The organism is Actinomadura syzygii (genome assembly GCF_008085905.1).
In the GTDB taxonomy this organism is placed as follows: domain Bacteria; phylum Actinomycetota; class Actinomycetes; order Streptosporangiales; family Streptosporangiaceae; genus Spirillospora; species Spirillospora syzygii.
The window spans coordinates 708,221-724,576 of record NZ_VSFF01000001.1 but is presented as its reverse complement, the minus strand read 5'-3'; the positions used below and the strand labels follow the sequence as shown (position 1 = coordinate 724,576).

General features: G+C 72.6%; 16 protein-coding genes. 12 read left to right on the top strand and 4 right to left on the bottom strand.

Annotated elements, in window-relative coordinates:
* The first annotated feature begins 56 nt into the window (after positions 1–56).
* The 5 genes from FXF65_RS03540 to FXF65_RS03515 are packed head-to-tail and all read left to right on the top strand — an operon-like array spanning position 57 to position 5,393.
* Positions 57–962 carry a PP2C family protein-serine/threonine phosphatase gene (locus FXF65_RS03540; protein ID WP_222868349.1) on the top strand — a complete coding sequence of 302 codons (906 nt, stop codon included), beginning with the start codon at positions 57–59 and terminating at the stop codon, positions 960–962.
* Complete coding sequence (locus FXF65_RS03535) at positions 959–2,266, top strand: vWA domain-containing protein (protein ID WP_148348192.1); 1,308 nt, start codon at positions 959–961, stop codon at positions 2,264–2,266. Before FXF65_RS03540 ends, FXF65_RS03535 begins: the two co-directional genes overlap by 4 nt.
* Before the next feature lie 5 nt (positions 2,267–2,271).
* On the top strand, positions 2,272–2,991 hold the full coding sequence (locus tag FXF65_RS03530; RefSeq protein WP_148348191.1) for an FHA domain-containing protein: 720 nt from the start codon (positions 2,272–2,274) through the stop codon (positions 2,989–2,991).
* On the top strand, positions 2,988–4,541 hold the full coding sequence (locus FXF65_RS03520) for a hypothetical protein (RefSeq protein ID WP_246198323.1): 1,554 nt from the start codon (positions 2,988–2,990) through the stop codon (positions 4,539–4,541). The genes FXF65_RS03530 and FXF65_RS03520 overlap by 4 nt, the downstream gene beginning before the upstream one ends.
* 12 nt (positions 4,542–4,553) lie before the next feature.
* Positions 4,554–5,393: a glutamate ABC transporter substrate-binding protein gene (locus tag FXF65_RS03515; RefSeq protein WP_148348190.1), complete on the top strand. Its 840-nt coding sequence runs from the start codon at positions 4,554–4,556 to the stop codon at positions 5,391–5,393.
* A gap of 4 nt (positions 5,394–5,397) precedes the next feature.
* Here FXF65_RS03515 and FXF65_RS03510 read toward each other — a convergent pair whose 3' ends face one another.
* Positions 5,398–5,748 carry an STAS domain-containing protein gene (locus FXF65_RS03510; protein ID WP_148348189.1) on the bottom strand — a complete coding sequence of 117 codons (351 nt, stop codon included), beginning with the start codon at positions 5,746–5,748 and terminating at the stop codon, positions 5,398–5,400.
* Positions 5,749–6,154: 406 nt separating this feature from the next.
* Here FXF65_RS03510 and FXF65_RS03505 point away from each other — a divergent pair, with 406 nt between their 5' ends.
* The 7 genes from FXF65_RS03505 (at position 6,155) to hisC (ending at position 11,759) form a co-directional block, all read left to right on the top strand.
* Positions 6,155–6,826, top strand: coding sequence for a lysophospholipid acyltransferase family protein (locus tag FXF65_RS03505; protein ID WP_148348361.1), 672 nt, complete (start codon positions 6,155–6,157; stop codon positions 6,824–6,826).
* A 98-nt stretch (positions 6,827–6,924) separates the two neighbouring features.
* Entirely contained in the window at positions 6,925–7,617 is a 693-nt protein-coding gene (locus tag FXF65_RS03500; RefSeq protein ID WP_148348188.1) for a hypothetical protein, read from the top strand.
* Positions 7,618–7,728: 111 nt separating this feature from the next.
* The gene (locus FXF65_RS03495) at positions 7,729–7,929 is read left to right on the top strand and encodes a hypothetical protein (protein ID WP_148348187.1); all 201 of its coding nucleotides are present in this window, start codon (positions 7,729–7,731) and stop codon (positions 7,927–7,929) included.
* Positions 7,930–8,107: 178 nt separating this feature from the next.
* On the top strand, positions 8,108–9,454 hold the full coding sequence (locus FXF65_RS03490; protein WP_148348186.1) for a flotillin family protein: 1,347 nt from the start codon (positions 8,108–8,110) through the stop codon (positions 9,452–9,454).
* A gap of 110 nt (positions 9,455–9,564) precedes the next feature.
* Positions 9,565–10,242 (top strand): NUDIX hydrolase, encoded by a 678-nt coding sequence (locus FXF65_RS03485; protein ID WP_148348185.1) that lies wholly within the window; start codon positions 9,565–9,567, stop codon positions 10,240–10,242.
* Positions 10,243–10,345: 103 nt separating this feature from the next.
* Entirely contained in the window at positions 10,346–10,639 is a 294-nt protein-coding gene (locus tag FXF65_RS03480) for a DUF6401 family natural product biosynthesis protein (RefSeq protein WP_148348184.1), read from the top strand.
* Between the two features lie 40 nt (positions 10,640–10,679).
* On the top strand, positions 10,680–11,759 hold the full coding sequence (hisC, locus tag FXF65_RS03475) for a histidinol-phosphate transaminase (RefSeq protein ID WP_148348183.1): 1,080 nt from the start codon (positions 10,680–10,682) through the stop codon (positions 11,757–11,759).
* 43 nt (positions 11,760–11,802) lie between these two features.
* Here hisC and FXF65_RS03470 read toward each other — a convergent pair whose 3' ends face one another.
* From FXF65_RS03470 to FXF65_RS03455, 3 genes are all read right to left on the bottom strand, one after another.
* On the bottom strand, positions 11,803–13,134 hold the full coding sequence (locus FXF65_RS03470) for a transcriptional regulator (RefSeq protein ID WP_083981496.1): 1,332 nt from the start codon (positions 13,132–13,134) through the stop codon (positions 11,803–11,805).
* An 852-nt stretch (positions 13,135–13,986) separates the two neighbouring features.
* Positions 13,987–15,273 (bottom strand): UDP-N-acetylglucosamine 1-carboxyvinyltransferase, encoded by a 1,287-nt coding sequence (gene murA, locus FXF65_RS03460; RefSeq protein WP_148348360.1) that lies wholly within the window; start codon positions 15,271–15,273, stop codon positions 13,987–13,989.
* Between the two features lie 257 nt (positions 15,274–15,530).
* Positions 15,531–16,343: an MOSC domain-containing protein gene (locus FXF65_RS03455; protein ID WP_148348181.1), complete on the bottom strand. Its 813-nt coding sequence runs from the start codon at positions 16,341–16,343 to the stop codon at positions 15,531–15,533.
* Positions 16,344–16,356 lie beyond the last annotated feature (13 nt).

The following is a 16,356-nucleotide window of genomic DNA, read 5'->3' as shown; positions in this document are numbered from 1 at the left end:
CACCCGCCGCCCCGCCTGGGCAGGTGGCACGGCCGGGGCGGCCTGTGGCCGCGGTGGTGGACACTCGGGCTGATCTGCCTGTCATCGCCGAGTGCGCGGACTGCGGGGGCGGGGTCATCGGGGCGGACGGGTACTGCGAGCAGTGCGGGCTTCGGCGGCCGTCGTCGGCCCGCGAGGGACGCGGCCACTTCGAGATCGACCTCGGGTTCCTCGGTGCGGCCGTCAGTGATCGTGGGCTGAGGCGGCGTCGCAACGAGGACGCCGTCGCGCTGGCGGCGCTGCCCGCCGGGGCGTGCGGCGTGGTGTGCGACGGGGTCGCGACGGCGCCCGGCTCGGACGAGGCGTCCAGGCGCGCGGCGGACGCGGCGGCGGCCGTCCTGTCGGGGCGCGTCTCCGTCGGCGTGGACGCGCGGGACGCCACCCGCGCCGCCGCCGAGCGGGCCGCCGAGGTCGTCACGAGCCTCGCCCCGTCGCAGAACCCGGACGAGGCCCCCGCCTGCACGTTCGTCTCCGCCGTCGTCGACCGGGCGGGCGTCACGGTCGGCTGGGTCGGCGACAGCCGCGCCTACTGGCTGGCCCCCGGCGGCTCGTCCCTGCTGACGCGGGACGACTCCTGGGCCGCGCGGATGGTCGACAGCGGCGAGCTGAGCGAGGCGGCGGCGTGGGCGGACCGGCGGGCGCACGTCCTGACGGCGTGGCTCGGCGCCGACGCGGGCGCGGTCGAGGCGCGGGTGACGGCGTTCCGCCCGGCCGTCCCCGGCCTGGTCATGCTGTGCAGCGACGGCCTGTGGAACCACCTGCCGGAACCGTCCGCGCTCGCGGCCGTCGCCTTCGCCGCAGGCGCGGACGGCCCGGCGGGGGCGGCGCGGCGGCTGCTGCGGGCGGCGCTCGACGCGGGCGGGCACGACAACGTCACGGTCGCGGTGATCCCCTATCCGACGAGCAGGGAGCCGGGCAGATGAGCGAAGTCCCCCAGTTCACGGTCCGCGTGGACCAGAACCCCTACCTCCCGGCGGGCGGGCGGGAGATGCACGCCATCGTGACCGTGGAGGCCCACTCGTCCGGCGGCGCCGGCCCGAAGACGGGCCGCGCCCCGGCTGCCGAGATCATCATCATCGACACGTCCGGCTCGATGTCGTACCGGGGCAAGATGGCGGCGGCGAAGCGGGCCGCCCGCGCCGCCGTGAACGTGCTGCGCGACGGCGTCCGCTTCGCCGTGGTCGCGGGCGCGAACCAGCCGCGCATGGTCTACCCGCAGGCGGAGCGGCTCGTCGAGGCGAGCGAGACGTCCCGGCGCGGCGCGGTGAACGCGGTCGGACGCCTGGAGGCCGCGGGCGGCACGGCGATCGGCTCCTGGCTGCGCCTCGCCGAGCGGCTGTTCACCGGGAACGACGACGACGCCGTCAAGCACGCCATCCTGCTGACCGACGGCAAGAACCAGCACGAGACCGCCGACGAGCTGGACGCCGCGCTCCGCGCCTGCTCGGGCCGCTTCCTCTGCGACGCGCGCGGCGTCGGCACCGACTGGGACGTCGCCGAGCTGCGCAAAATCTCCTCCGCGCTGCTGGGCGGGTTCCTCGACGTCCCGGACCCGGCCGACCTGGAGGCCGACTTCCTCGCCATGACCAGGGCCGCGATGGGCAAGGAGGTCGCGGGCGTCGCGCTGCGCGTGTGGACGCCCCGGCAGGCGCGGCTCCGGTTCGTCAAGCAGATGGTCCCCGCCGTGGAGGACCTGACCGACCGCCGGGTCGAGTCCGGGACGCAGACCGGCGACTACCCCCTCGGCGCGTGGGGCGACGAGGCCCGCGAGTACCACCTGTGCGTCGAGGTGGAGCCCGGCGACATCGGACGGCAGATGCGCGCCGCCTGGGTGAAGCTGCTCGCGGGCGACACGGTTCTGGCGTCCGGGAACGTCCTCGCCGAGTGGACGGACGACGAGGCCATGTCCACCCGCATCAACGGACGGGTCGCGCACCACACAGGCCAGTCCGAGCTGGCCGACGCGATCCGGCAGGGCCTGGAGGCGCGCCGCGAGGGCGACGAGGACACCGCGACCGCCCGCCTCGGCCGCGCCGTCGTGCTCGCCCGCGAGGTCGGCAACGAGCAGATCTCCGACCTGCTCGACAAGGTCGTGGACGTGGTCGACCCGGCACGCGGCACGGTGCGGCTGAAACGCGAGGTGGCGAAGGCGGACGAGATGTCGCTCGACACCCGGTCGGTCCGCACGGTCCGGACTCGCCAGGACGACGTGGGGGGAGGAGGCTGAGGACCATGCCGGTCTGCCCGAGCGGGCACACGTCCGAGGCCGACGACTACTGCGACGTGTGCGGCGACCTCATGGACGGCGCGCCACGCGCCCGTTTCGGCGAGCCCACGCCCGCGCCCGCGCCGGACCCCGCGCCGGCGCCGACCTGCCCGCACTGCGGCAACCCGCGCTCGGGACGCTTCTGCGAGGCCGACGGCTACGACTTCGAGAAGGGCGCGCTGCACACCGTCCAGCTGGCGGCGGCGCAGGCCGTCCGGCCGCGCCCGGCCGCGCAGGCCCGCCAGCAGGGCCCACCCCCGCCGGCGCCGTCCGGCCCGTCCGCGCTGATCGCGGCCGACCGCGCCTACTTCGACACGGTCGTCGCGCAGATGGGCCCGGACGCGGCGGGGCTGGCGTTCCCGCCGTACTGCCCGGAGCGGCGCGTCCCGCTGATCGGCGACCAGGTCCGGATCGGGCGGCGCAGCACGTCCCGCGCGCTCCTCCCGGAGATCGACCTGAGCGCTCCCCCCGAGGACCCCGGCGTCTCGCACCTGCACGCCGTCCTGCTCGCCCGGCCGGACGGCGCCTGGAGCCTGGTCGACCCCGGTTCGACGAACGGCACGACGCTCAACGACGCGGCGGACCCGATCGGCGTGAACGTGCCGGTCCCGGTGTCCGACGGCGACCGCATCCACGTGGGGGCCTGGACGACCATCACGCTGTTCTTGCAGGAAGGCCCGCCATGACGCTGACTCCCCCCCAGGGTTCGCCGGTCAGGCCGGGCCCGCCCGCGTCCCGTCCCCCGGCGCCGCCGCCCGCCGCCGAGCCGCCGTCCCGGCCGCCCGCCGAGCGCGCCCCGCGCCGCGCCGGACGCCTGACGACGTTCGTCCGCGGCCGCTGGCTCCGGACGATCCCCGGCCGCATCGGCACCCACGTCGCGCTGTGCCTGATCGCGATCGTCGCGCTGCTCGCCGTGCTGACCGTGGCGATCGGGAACGCCCGCGACTCCGTCCAGACGATCGGGCACGACGCGGGCCCGCAGGTCGTCGCGACCGGCACCCTGTACTTCGCGCTCAGCGACATGGACGCGCAGGTCGCCAACATCCTGCTCATCGGACGCGACCACAACCTCGGCATCGGCTACGCCGAGTCGCTGCGGGTGTACGAGCGGCGCCGCGCGGAGGCCGACGCGGCGGCGGTGCAGGCCGCGCAGCTCGCCGGCCGCGACCCGGCGCTGCGCCGCACCGTCCAGGAGGTGCTGGACGGCCTCGGCAGCTACGAGCGGCTCGTCGGCGCGGCGATGAAGCTGAACGAGCAGTCCGGGCACGCGCCGGGCGAGCTGCCGCCGGACGTCGTGAACGCCTACCGCGACGCGACCGACCTGATGAAGCTCCAGCTCCTGCCGAAGGCGTACAACATCACGCTGGACAGCGGCGCCCACGTCCGGCAGGCGTACGAGACGAAGCGCTCGGCGGTGCTGTCCGGACGCACCTGGGTCGCCGTGACGGGGCTGATCGTCCTGCTGCTGCTCGTCGCGACGCAGCTCTACCTCGCGCGGACGTTCCGCCGCGTCCTCAGCCCGGCGCTGGTCCTCGCGACGCTCGGCGCGCTCGCCCTCACCGCGGTCGGCGCGGGGCTGCTGACCGCGCAGGCCGGGCACATCAGGAAGGCGAAGGAGGACGGCTTCGACTCCATCCTCCAGCTGTCGAGGGCTCGCGCGATCAGCCACAGCGCGTTCGCCGACGAGAGCCGCTACCTCCTCGACCCCGGACGCGCCGACACCTACGAGCAGACCTACCTCGACAAGTCCCTGTCGGTGATCTATCCCGACATCGGCGACAAGCCCGTGAACCTGGAGAACTACTCCGCCGGCCTCGACCAGCGGCTCGGCTCGTACAAGGCGGGGCAGGGGAGCGTCCCGTTCCTCGGCTTCCTCGGGGACGAGGCCCGCGCGGTCGAGCACGGGCGCGAGGCCGACGCGCTGCTGAAAACGCTGACCGCGTACCGGAACGTCCAGCGCAACGACGTGCAGATGCGGCGGCTCGCCTCGGCCGGGAACCGGAGCGGGGCGGTCGACTGGCGGATGGGCCGCACGTCGAACTCGATCCGCGACTTCGCGGCCTACGACGCGGCGCTCAGCTCGCTGACCGCCGTCCACCAGGACGCCTTCGACACGGCGATCGAGGACGCGGACGGCGGGCTGCGCGGCTGGAACGCCGTCCCCGCGGCGAGCGCCGCCGTGCTCGCCGTGCTGATCTTCCTCGGCGTCCGGCGCCGGCTGGCCGAGTTCCGCTGAGGGGGACGAGACATGCGTGCCGATCAACGAACGTTCCGCGCGGCCGCCGCGTCGCTGGCCGTCGCCGCGGCGCTCGCCGCGCTGGCGGCCTGCGGCCTCGGCGGCTCCGAGGAGGAGAGCGTCGCGGACAAGGACTCCCTGGTCATCGGCGTCAAGGCCGACCAGCCCGCGCTCGGCGTGAAACGCCCCGACGGGACGTACGAGGGCTTCGACGTCGACGTCGCCACCTACATCGCGGCGCGGCTCGGCGTCCCGGCGAGCCGGATCACGTTCAGGACGACGAACTCGTCCGTCCGCGAGAAGGTCCTCGCCGACGGGACCGTCGACCTGGTCGTCGCGACGTACTCGATCACCGCCAAGCGCAAGATGATGGTCACCTTCGCGGGCCCGTACTACGTCGCGCACCAGGACACGTTCGTCCGCGCCGACGCCCCCTCGATCAAGAACGTCCGCGACCTGAAGGACAAGCGGATCTGCGAGGTGACCGGCTCCAACTCCTGGCGCCGCGTCATCGAGGAGCGCAAGGTCGCCGCGAAGCCCGTCACCGTGAACACCTACGGCGCCTGCATGGACGCCCTCGCCGCGGGCCGGCTGGACGCCGTCTCGACCGACGACCTGATCCTCGCCGGGTTCGCGGCGGGCCGGTCCGGGCGGATGATCAACGCCCCGTTCACCGACGAGAAGTACGGCGTCGGCCTCAAGAAGGGCGACCTGAAGGGCTGCGAGGTCGTCAACCGCGCGATCACCGCCATGTACCAGGACGGCACCGCGCAGCGCCTGCTGAACAAGTGGTTCGGCGAGTCGGGCCTCAAGCTGAACACGAGCGTCCCCCAGTTCGAGGGCTGCACGTGAGCCCCTACCGGGTGGTGGACGGGAGCTCGCCGAGCGCCTCGCGCAGCGTGTCGTAGATCGGGATGAACTTGTCGATCCCGGTGATGCGGAACACGCGCTGCACCCGCGGCGGCAGCGCCACCAGGTGGACGGCGGTGCCGCGCTCCCCGGCCCGCCGGTTCGCGGCGACGATCGCGTTCAGCCCGGTCGAGTCGCAGAACGTGACCTCGCGCATGTCGACGACCAAGGGCTCGCCGGACTCGACGACCTCGAACAGCGCCTGCTCGAACCGCGCCCGGGACACCACGTCGATGTCGCCCTTCACCCGGACGAGGGTGCAGCGGTCGTCGCGCATCAGGTTGACGTCGAAATCCATGGTCACCTCACGCCCCACTCCGGTGGTACCCGGCCAACTCAGGTGACTCCTCAGGATTGCGCACCGGTGCCCGCAATCCAAGCTCTTCTCGGGAAACGGGCCAGGTCGCCCCGCGGCGGCCGAGGCCGTGACACGCACCGGTAACTCCGGCCGGACACCACGTTGCCGACCCTACCCGACGGAACCGGCGGCGCGTCCGGACCCGTCCCGTGACATCCGAGAAACGGGGCAAAAACGTACTGAAGGGAAACTTACTGTTTAGTAAGGGCCGCCGGATAAGGCGTCGCGCAGCCGTCGTGACCTGCGGTGCGGCCATTCCGACCCGCCTCGCGCGGGTAAAGCGGGCGCTGTCGGGGACGCGACCGGGGCAGACGTTACAGTGGCGGTGGCGAAATCGGGAGGCTGGGTGTTCTACACGTTCATGACGCGCGTGGTGCGTCCGATCCTGTGGCTGCTTTTCCGCCCGCGGGTCGTGGGCGGCGAGCACGTGCCGAACTACGGGCCGCTCATCGTGGCGAGCAACCACCTGTCGTTCATCGACAGCTTCATCATCCCGCTCGCCGTCCCGCGGCCGGTCACCTACATCGCCAAGGCCGCCTACTTCGAGGGCGGCGGGCTGAAGAAGGGCTTCGTCCGCTGGTTCCTGACGAACCTCGGGCACGTCCCGGTCCGGCGCGGCGCCCGGCGCGCCGCGATGGGCGCGCTGGAGCAGGCCGCCGAGGTGCTGGAGAACGCGGGCGCGTTCGCGATCTACCCCGAGGGCACCCGCTCCCCGGACGGCCGCCTCTACCGCGGCCGCACCGGCGTGGGCTGGCTCGTGCTGGAGTCCGGCGCGCGGGTGCTGCCCGTCGCGCTGGAGGGCACCGAGAAGATCCAGCCGATCGGGGCGTCGTGGCCGCGCGTGTTCGGGCCGCGGCCGACCGTCCGGATCGGCCCGCCGATGGACTTCTCGCACTACCGCGACCTGCCGCCCGCCAAGGCCCGGCGCGCGATCACCGACGAGATCGTCGAGACGATCCAGAAGATGTCCGGCCAGGAGTACGCGGCCGAGTACAACGGGCGCGCCGAGCAGGGCTGATCTCCGGCGCCCCGCTTCGGGACGATTCGGACGTCGGGTTCGTCCGGAAGGCGTGTCGTCCGCGCCCTCGCGCGCCCGGTGCGCCTAGTGTCGCGGCCATGGCGCACAGGCTCCTCCCGATCATGCTGGTGTCGACGGCCGCCGCGGTCACGGCGTGCGGCGCGGGCGCGGAACGCGCCCAGCCGGTGCGCGGCACCGTGCCCGCCGAGGTCGCGGCCGCCGGCTTCACCTCGGCGCAGCTCGGCCAGGCGCTGCTCACCGAGGTCCCCGGGCACCGCCGCGCGGGCGAGCCCGACTCCGGCGAGTACGGGACGCTCGCCGCGATCCAGAACTCGGCGCGCGTCCAGCGGGAGGCCGTGCTCGACAAGCCCCGCTGCGGGACGGGCCGGCCCGGCTCCGACGTCCCCGCCGACGCGCCCGCCGCGCTCGTCACGTTCGCGCGGCAGGGCCAGACGGTCACCGAGACGCTGATCGGCATGTCCGCGGCGGACGCCGAGAAGCAGGTCAACGCCCGCGTCCCGGCGGGCTGCCTGCGGTTCCGCACCAAGGTCGGCGCGCACTGGGCCGAGCACCGCGTCGTCGAGTCGCCGCGCGGCGACATCGGCGCGGGCTCCCGGACGGTCGGCGTCGCCACCGTCGCGGGCGCCGCCCGCGCCCGCACCTGGTACGTCGTCTTCCGCGACCGCGACTACATCGGGACGATCACCCTGTTCGGGCCGTCCGCGACCCGCGCCGACGCCGAGAACCTCGCCCGCGCGTCCCTCGCCCAGGCCCGCCGCATCCTCTCCTAGCGCGGGACGGCACCGGGCGCGGTGCGGGCGGCGCGGTCTTCCGGATACCGTTCGCCTTGTACGGCGCGGAGAGCGGGCTCCGCCCGGCGGCCGACCAGCGAGGAGATCGCCTTGATCGGTAAGGAGGGCCGGGTCACCGGCAGGATCGGTCCCGGCCTGGTCGGGGAGGTGATGATCCCGGTCCGCGGCGGGGTCGAGGCGTTCTACGCCCACCCCGTCGACCCGCGCGACGAGATCGGGGTCGGCGTGATCATCGTGGTGGTCGAGTACCACCCGCCGCGCACGGTCTACGTGGCCCCCGCGCTCGGCTAGCGGCGCCCGGTCTGCAGTTCTGGCCCCACCCGTAACGCGCTCTGCCGTTGAGGCGCGGAATGTGCCGGTATAGGCCGCCACAAAGGCGAACCGAACGATCGTCCGGTGCGTCTACTGGGAAACGCGGTCGTGCCTGACCTTGGGGGACGCCGCCCACAACCCAAGAGAGGACGCCGCTATGCCCGTCGTCGTGCTGGCGATCGCCGTCGTCGCCGCGCTCATCATTTTGATCATCTTGTTCAAGATGGTCTGGCGGGTCGCCGAACCGAACGAGGCCCTGATCATCTCCGGGCTCGGCGCCAAGTCCAAGCCGATCGACGGCGTGGACAGCCTCGGATTCAAGATCATTACGGGTAAGGGCACGTCCGTGCTGCCGGGGTTCCAGACGTCCCGGCGGCTGCGGCTCGACAGCCGGGCCGCGAACCTCGAAGTGCACTGCGTGACGCAGCAGGGCATCCCGGTGAAGGTCCGCGGCGTGGTGATCTACAAGGTCGGCGACGACTTCGTGTCGATCGCGAACGCGGCGCGCCGCTTCCTGGAGCAGCAGAAGTCGATGGACGGCGCGATCCACGAGCTGTTCACCGGCCACCTCCGCTCGATCATCGGCAACCTCACCGTCGAGGACCTCATCCTCAACCGCGAGCGGCTCACGTCCGAGACCCGCGGCTCGGCGGCCGACGAGATGAGCAAGCTCGGCCTGGTCGTCGACTCGCTCCAGATCCAGGAGATCGACGACGAGACCGGGTACATCACGAACCTCGGCCGCCCGCACGCCGCGCGCGTCGCCTCCGAGGCCCGGATCGCCGAGGCCGAGCGCGACCAGGAGGCCACCCAGCGCGAGCAGGAGGCCATGCGGGAGAACGCCGCCGTCATCCGCGACACCGAGATCAAGAAGGCCGAGTACCAGGGCCAGGTGCAGCAGGCCGCGCAGCAGGCCCGCCAGGAGGTCATCACCAGGGAGACCCGCAACGCCGAACTGGAGGCCGAGCGGACCGAGAAGCGGCTGGAGAGCGAGATCCGCAAGCCCGCGGACGCGAAGGCGTACGAGCAGGTCAAGCTGGCCGAGGCCGAGCGCGAGGAGCGCATCGCGCAGGCCCAGGCCGCGGCGACCGAGATCCAGCTCCGCGCGTCCCGCGAGGCGGAGGCGACCCGGCTGCTCGGTGAGGCGCAGGCCGACGCGACCCGGCAGAAGGGCCTCGCCGAGGCGGAGGCGATCAAGGCCCGCGCGGAGGCGCTGGCGAAGAACACCGACGCCGTCATCGCCCAGCAGCTCGCCGAGCAGTGGCCGCAGATCGTCGAGGCGGGCGCGGGCGTGTTCGGCAACGTCGACAACATGATCGTGCTCAACGGCGCCGAGGGCGTCGAGGAGATGCTCGCCAAGGCGCTCACGCTCGGCGGCACCGGCCTCGGGGTGGCCCGTCAGCTTCTCGGCAACATGAACGTCCAGAACGGCAACCCGAAGAACGGCGCGACCCCGGCCGTCCCGGCGCCGACCCAGGGGGAGTCGCCCAAGGACGGCGACTGACCCGGACGTCGCACGAGGCCCGGCCGCCGCCCGGCGGCCGGGCCTTCGCGTCGCCGGGAGCCCGTGCCGGTACGGGGTTTCGGAGGCCGCCTCCCCCATAGACTTCGTTCATGTCCGTCCCGCGCCTCGCCGTTTCCGTCGACCTCGTCGTGCTGACCGTGCGGGAGCAGCGCCTGTGCGCGCTGCGGTGGCGGCGCGACCGGGAGCCCTACCTCGGGGCGTGGTCGCTGCCGGGCGGGTTCATCCAGCTCGACGAGGACCTCCCGGCCGCCGCGTCCCGGCTGATGGCGGAGCGGGCCGGGCTCGCGGACGTCCGCATCCACCTCGAGCAGCTCGCCACCTACGGGTATCCCGACCGCGACCCCCGGCAGCGCGTCGTCAGCGTCGCCTACCTGGGCCTCGCCCCCGACCTGCCCGCGTCCAGCCGCGCGCAGGTGCTGTGGACGGCGGTCGACGAGCTCGTCCACCGCGACCGGGCCGCGTTCGACCACCGCCGCATCCTCTGCGACGGGATGGAGCGGGCCCGCGCGAAGCTGGAGTACACGCCGCTGGCCGCCGCGTTCTGCCCGCCCGAGTTCACGGTCGCCGAGCTGCGCCGCGTGTACGAGATCGTCTGGGGGACGAGCCTCGACCCCCGGAACTTCCACCGCAAGGTCACCGGCGCCGACCGCTTCCTCATCCCGACCGACCGGACGACGACCCGCGACGGCGGCCGTCCGGCCCGCCTCTACCGGCGCGGGGACGCCGAGCAGCTCCGCCCGCCGATGCTGCGCCCCCGCCCGTCCTGACCGCCTCCAGGCCGCTTTCAGGCTTTCAGACTGTCTCCAGGCCGGTTGCGTGACCTGGGGGGACGTCGCGGACACCGCGGGACGGTTGCTAGTTTCGCTGCCTATGAACGGTGACTCGCCCGAAGCGCTCAGCCTGCTCGTCCGGGACATCGGCGAGGCCGGACTCGCCGAGATGGCCGGGTCCCCCGGGCTGGCCGCGGCCGTCGACCAGCACGTGGCCGGGCTCCGCGCGGAGCTCGGCGGTTCGGGCGCGCCGCCCGGCCCGGACGAGCTGATGGGCTACCTGCGGGGCTTCGCGGAGGACGCCGTCAAGCGCGGCTGGTGGCCGGAGGACACCCACGACTGGGAGTTCGTCCGCATTGTGGCGGTTTGCTGGATGATGCGTAACGCTGCATAGGCTTGGATCATCAACCCCTGAGGCAATCTGGAGGACAACGGTGTCCGAGGCAACCACTCCGCGCTTCCGCTCCGTCCTCGACCGGTTCGTGGCTTACAAGCCCGGAAAGGTCGTGGTGTCGCCCGAGGGCCGCTCGTTCAAGCTGTCGTCCAACGAGTCGCCGCACGGCCCCCTGCCGTCGGTCGTGGACGCCATCGGCGAGGCGGCGCGGAACGTCAACCGGTACCCCGACAACAACGCGACGGCGCTGACCGAGGCCATCGCGTCGTTCTGCGGCGTCCCGGCCGACCATGTGGCGGTGGGCTGCGGCTCCGTCGGCATGACGCAGATGCTCCTGGAGGCGGTCGCCGAGCCGGGCGCGGAGGTCGTCTACGCGTGGCGGTCGTTCGAGGCGTACCCCCTGCTCGTGTCGCTGTCGGGCGCGACGGCGGTCCAGGTGCCGCTGCGGGCCGAGACGCACGACCTGACCGCGATGGCGGGCGCGATCAGCGACCGGACCCGGCTGGTCTTCATCTGCAACCCGAACAACCCGACCGGCACGGTCGTCGGGCGCGCCGAGATCGAGGCGTTCCTGAACCGCGTCCCCGAGGACTGCCTGGTCGTGCTGGACGAGGCGTACCGCGAGTACGTCCGCGACGACGACGTCCCGGACGGCCTCACCCTCTGCGCCGACCACCCGAACCTGGCGATCCTGCGCACGTTCTCCAAGGCGTACGGCCTCGCGGGCCTGCGGATCGGCTTCCTGGTCGCCCACCCGCTGGTGGCCGGGGCGATCCGCAAGACGTTCCTGCCGTTCAGCGTGAACTCGGTGGCGCAGGCGGCGGGCATCGCGTCCCTCGCCGCGACCGACGAGCTGCTGGAGCGCGTCGAGGGGACCGTCAAGGAGCGCGACCGCGTCCGCGCCACCCTGATCGCCGACGGCTGGACGGTCCCGCCGACCGAGGCGAACTTCGTCTGGCTGCGCCTCGGCGTCCGGACCATGGAGTTCTCCGAGGCGTGCGACGCGCAGGGCGTGAGCGTCCGCCCGTTCCCTGGCGAGGGGGCCCGGGTCTCGATCGGCTCCCCGGAGGAGAACGACGCGTTCCTGCAAGTGGCGAAGGCGTTCCCGCACCGCAACTGAGCCGCGCCCGGCCCCCGGGCGCGGTGGTCCGGGGGCCGGGGGCTCAGCTGGTCTTGGCGGCGGGGCCCAGCTTCTCGACGATCAGGCGGTAGAGCTGGCGGGGACGGCCCGGCTGCGGCGTGCGGTTCGGGGGGAGCGGCCAGGCGAGCCCCTCCTCGACGAGGGTGCGCAGGAGGCGGCGCGCGGTGCGCGGGGTGACGCCGAGCATCTTGCCCGCGTTCTCCGCGTCCACGATGAGGGGTTGGTCCTGGTCGCCCAGTTTGTCGGCGAGCCGGGCGAGGATCTCCAGGCCCTTCGGTTTGGCCTGCGGCTGCGCGCGCGGCGGGGTGCGCGGCGCCGGGACGAGGGCCCGGCCGTCGCGGTCGAGCGCGAAGCCCTGCGCGCGCTGGGAACTCTGCGAGCGGGCGAGCGCGGCGCGGGCGTGGTTCTCCGCCTCGTGCGCGGTGCGTCCCATGCCGATGCCGACCTCGATGGCGAGGCCGAGCTCCTCGCGGACGCGCTCGACGAACGGCGGAGTCCGGAAGCCCTCGGTGGACGCGGTCACCGAACCGCGCGTCGCGATCACGAGGTAGCTGTGGTCGTCCAGCGGCCACACCGACGCGTTCATCCGGTGCGCCTCCTGGAGCAGGACGCGGTGCAGCGCGAGCTTCAGCTCGTCCCGCCAGTAGCGCGGGGTGACGCGGCGGGGCGTCTCGCGCAGCGTCGGGACGTCCACCAGGACGACGACGAGCTGCGACTCCTCCAGCCGGTGGTGGGCGCCGAGCAGCGCCGCCGTCTGCAGGGAGCTGCGGATGGCCGCGCCGGTCGGGCGGACCCTGATGGTCGGGACGCCCGCCATCTCCATCCGCTCGGCGGTGGCGTGCACGCAGGTCATCGCGACGGTGGTCGCCCCGCGCCGCCAGAGCCGCTCGTGGAAGGCGGCGAGCGTGCCGGGGCCCGCTGCCTCCTCGCGCAGATGCACCTGCTCGGTGCCGAGGCTGATCTCGGAGTACGCCTCCTCGACCTCGGCGCGGCCGAGCACGTCGATGCTCACCCGGGCGGGATCGAAGCGGTCGTCGAGGGACGCGCGCAGTAATGCGCCTTGCAGCGCGGCCCCGTTCAACGGGACGTACGTCGCGGGCATGGTGAGCACGCCCGCCTTCCGCGCGAAGTCGTAGGGTACGGGGCTGGCGAAGAGGCACACGTCCACGCCAGATCCGAGCCGCACGACCTTGTCGGCGGCCTCCTGTTCGTCTCGGTATGCGGCGGCCACCAGCCGGCTAGGCACCGGCGTGGGGCCGTGGCCCATCAGCATGACTCTCTCGACGAGGTCATGGGGGCCCACGACGCCGATCGTGAGGTCGGGGGTGACCGACCCCGTTCGTGCGGCCGTCATCGATGATCGCTCGCTTCCGGTCCGTCCTCTCGGCGGGGGTCCGGCCCCGACCACGCGTTCGCGCACGCTCCGCCCATCGGTTGACTCATGGCTCGTAGCCCCTGCCTTCTGACCCAGCACCGCAGTTCCGTGCGATCCGCCCCGGCCGGGGCGGCATGGTGTGACGCCCAGACGCGAAATCGAATCAAGAGTGCGGCGAAAAAGTAACCTACGGGACCCCCTAGTCAGTAATTTGTCACCATTCGGCCAGCCTTGATCCTGCATCTTCGGACGTCCGAAGTTGAAAAACAAGACCCGAAAACACCCTGGAAGGGCTCTACCGACACTGTTGTCCACAGGAGAGACCCCTGGCGTGCGCGTTCGGTTTACCCGGGGCCGAAAACATTCCGGACCGCTGCCGTTCGGTCCGGAAAGACGAGTGATCCGGTGGCCCGGCGGCGGTCGGCGCGGACGGTGATTTCTTACCGCGTTACGGTCCGTCCGAAGCGGACCGTTCCACACGTTTCTTCCCAGCTCACCGGTTCGCGGAGGGCGTCATCCGGGCCTGGAATTCGTGCGGTGTGTAATCGCGCGGTGACACGTTGCTGAAGTGATTGGCGGCCGTGCGTTACTGCGTCGGTCAGAAGCTACTCGTGAGTTGGTCAGGAGGGGCCACATTCGGCCGAATCCGCTGCTCCGGGCCGTACCTTACGCGACCACCTGGTCACTTTGCCGGTGCGGCGGGGCGCGGCGAGCGGGGCGCGGCGGGTGCGGAGAGGCGGGCAACCGTGCTACAGGACGGGGTGCGGGCGGGGAGCGGCTGGGGCGCGGGCGGGGTGCGGCGGGCCGCCGGACGGGCGGCCCGCCCGGTGGCTAGCCGACCTCGCGGACGATGTCCGCGCCGAGCTGCGACAGCCGCTCGGCGGTGTGCGCGTGCCCGCGGTCGAGGTAGTAGGCGGACGTGATCGTGGTCTCGCCCTCGGCGGCGAGCCCGGCCAGCACGAGCGCGCTGCCGCAGCGCAGGTCGTGCGCCTCCACCTCGGCGCCGCGCAGCCCGCGCGGGCCGTTGACCTTCGCGCGGTTGCCGTCCACCTCGATGTCGGCGCCCATCTTCGCGAGCTCGTCGGCCAGCTTGAACCGGCCGTCGAAGATGCGCTCGTAGATGTAGGACGGGCCCTCCGCGAAGCAGGACAGCGCCATGATCGGCGACTGGAGGTCGGTGGCGAACCCCGGGTACTCGTCGGTGATCACGTTGATCGGGCGGAGCGTCCGGTCGCGGCGGACCTGCAACACCGCGCCCTGCTGGTGGAACTCGACGCCCATCTGCTCCAGCTTGTCGGCCGCGACGCCGAGGTGCTCCAGCGTGGCGCCGACGAGGTTGAGGTCGCCGCCGGTGATCGCGGCGGCCATCACGAAGACGCCCGCGTCGATCCGGTCGGGCATCACGGTGTGCTCGACGGCGGTCAGCTCGCCCACGCCCTCGACGGTGACGAACCCGGTGCCGCCCCCGCTGATCTTGGCGCCCATCGCCTGGAGGAGCGCGATGTTGTCGAGCACCTCGGGCTCCAGCGCCGCGTTCTTGATCAGCGTGGTGCCGCGGGCCAGCGCCGCCGCCATGATCAGGTTCTCGGTGCCGGTGTGCGAGGGGGTGTCGCAGTAGAGCGTCCCGCCGCGCAGGTCGCCGGCCTTGATGTGGATGATGCCGTCGCCGTTGTCGGCCACCTGCTCGGTGACCGTCGCGCCCATCCGCTTGAAGCCGTTGTAGTGGAAGTCGAGGTTGCGGCTGCCGAGATTGCAGCCGCCGACGCCCTCGATGACCGCCTCGCCGAAGCGGTGCAGCAGGGCCGGGACGAACAGGAACGAGCCGCGGAACCGGGACGCGATGTCGGCGGGCAGCACCGGGCTGCTCAGCGACGAGGCGTCGATCACCAGGGTGCGCTCGGTCTCGTGCAGTTCGGCCTTCGCTCCCACGGCCCGGGCGAGTTCGACCGCGCGCCGGACGTCCTCGATGATCGGGACGTTGCGCAGCACGGTGCGCCCCTTGGAGGCCATCAGCGAGGCGCCGATCATCGGCAGGACGGCGTTCTTCGCCCCCTGCACGAATACGGTGCCGTGCAGCTGACTGCCGCCGCGCACGCGGTAGCGAACCTCGTGGCCCATGCTCATGCCGCTGTACTCCTTCTCGGTGGGGATGGTGCCTGCAAGTGGGAGCACGAGGGCCGAGCGCGCCGAACGGTGTCCCCCTCTGCGCCAACGCGACCCCAGTAAACCACCGGGCCGCGAGTGTCGCGTGCGGCCCGCCTACTCGGGTGTCACTCTGCCCCTTGTGATGCCCACCGGACGCGGAAAGTTCGGTGGGCCCCCCGCTCGCGAAGCTTCGCCCGAACCGCGGAGATCAAACCGCGCACCACTGGTGATCAGCCGGAACGGGCCTCCAGCACCTCGACCGGATCGCCTACGGCGAGGGGGCCGAGGGTGCGCGGGACGGCGTTCACACCGAACCTGATGCCGCGGTCGCGGGTGCGGTAGGACGCGAGCGTCCGCAGCGGCTCGCGGCCCCGCTCGGCGGTGTCCTGGTCGGTGGTGGTGATCACGCAGCGGGCGCACGCCTTGACCACCTCGATCACGGTCGCGCCGACGCGCAGGAGCCGGACGTCGTCCTCGGCATACGGGCCGAGGCCCTCGATCACGAGGCTCGGCCGGAACCGGTTCATGGGCAGCGGCTCGTCGACACGTCCGGCGAGGCGCTCGTTCAGGTCGGCGAGGGACTCGGCGGAAATGACCAGCAATGGATGGCTGTCGGCGAACTTCACCACGCCGCCGCCCCGGGACGTCGGCCGATGGCCGGTGAACCGCACCAGCCGGCACTCCCGGTCCAGAAAGGACGAGAACCACGCCGCCGCCTCGTCGCCCTGATCGACGCCCCGGCATTCCGTGCGATGGACGAGCACGTCCAGCACTTCTCCGTCGTCGACCGCCTTGTGCGCGAGCGTCTTGGCGTCCCGACCGTTCACGGTGAGAATCTCGCCGTCAAAGGACGGCCGCAGCAACGCCATCTCCGCCAGTTCCCGCTGCGACAGAAAGCGGCCTTCCGGAGTGACGAGCATGAACTCACGATCGAACGGCAGACCGGTCGCGGTCAGCTCGGCGGCGCGCAATGCCGTCCCGTGCCCGCTTTTCAGCGGATAGACGTTCAGCTCGGTCAGTGTCGCCGTCGGTGTCTCCGTCAAGGCCCCTCCTGTG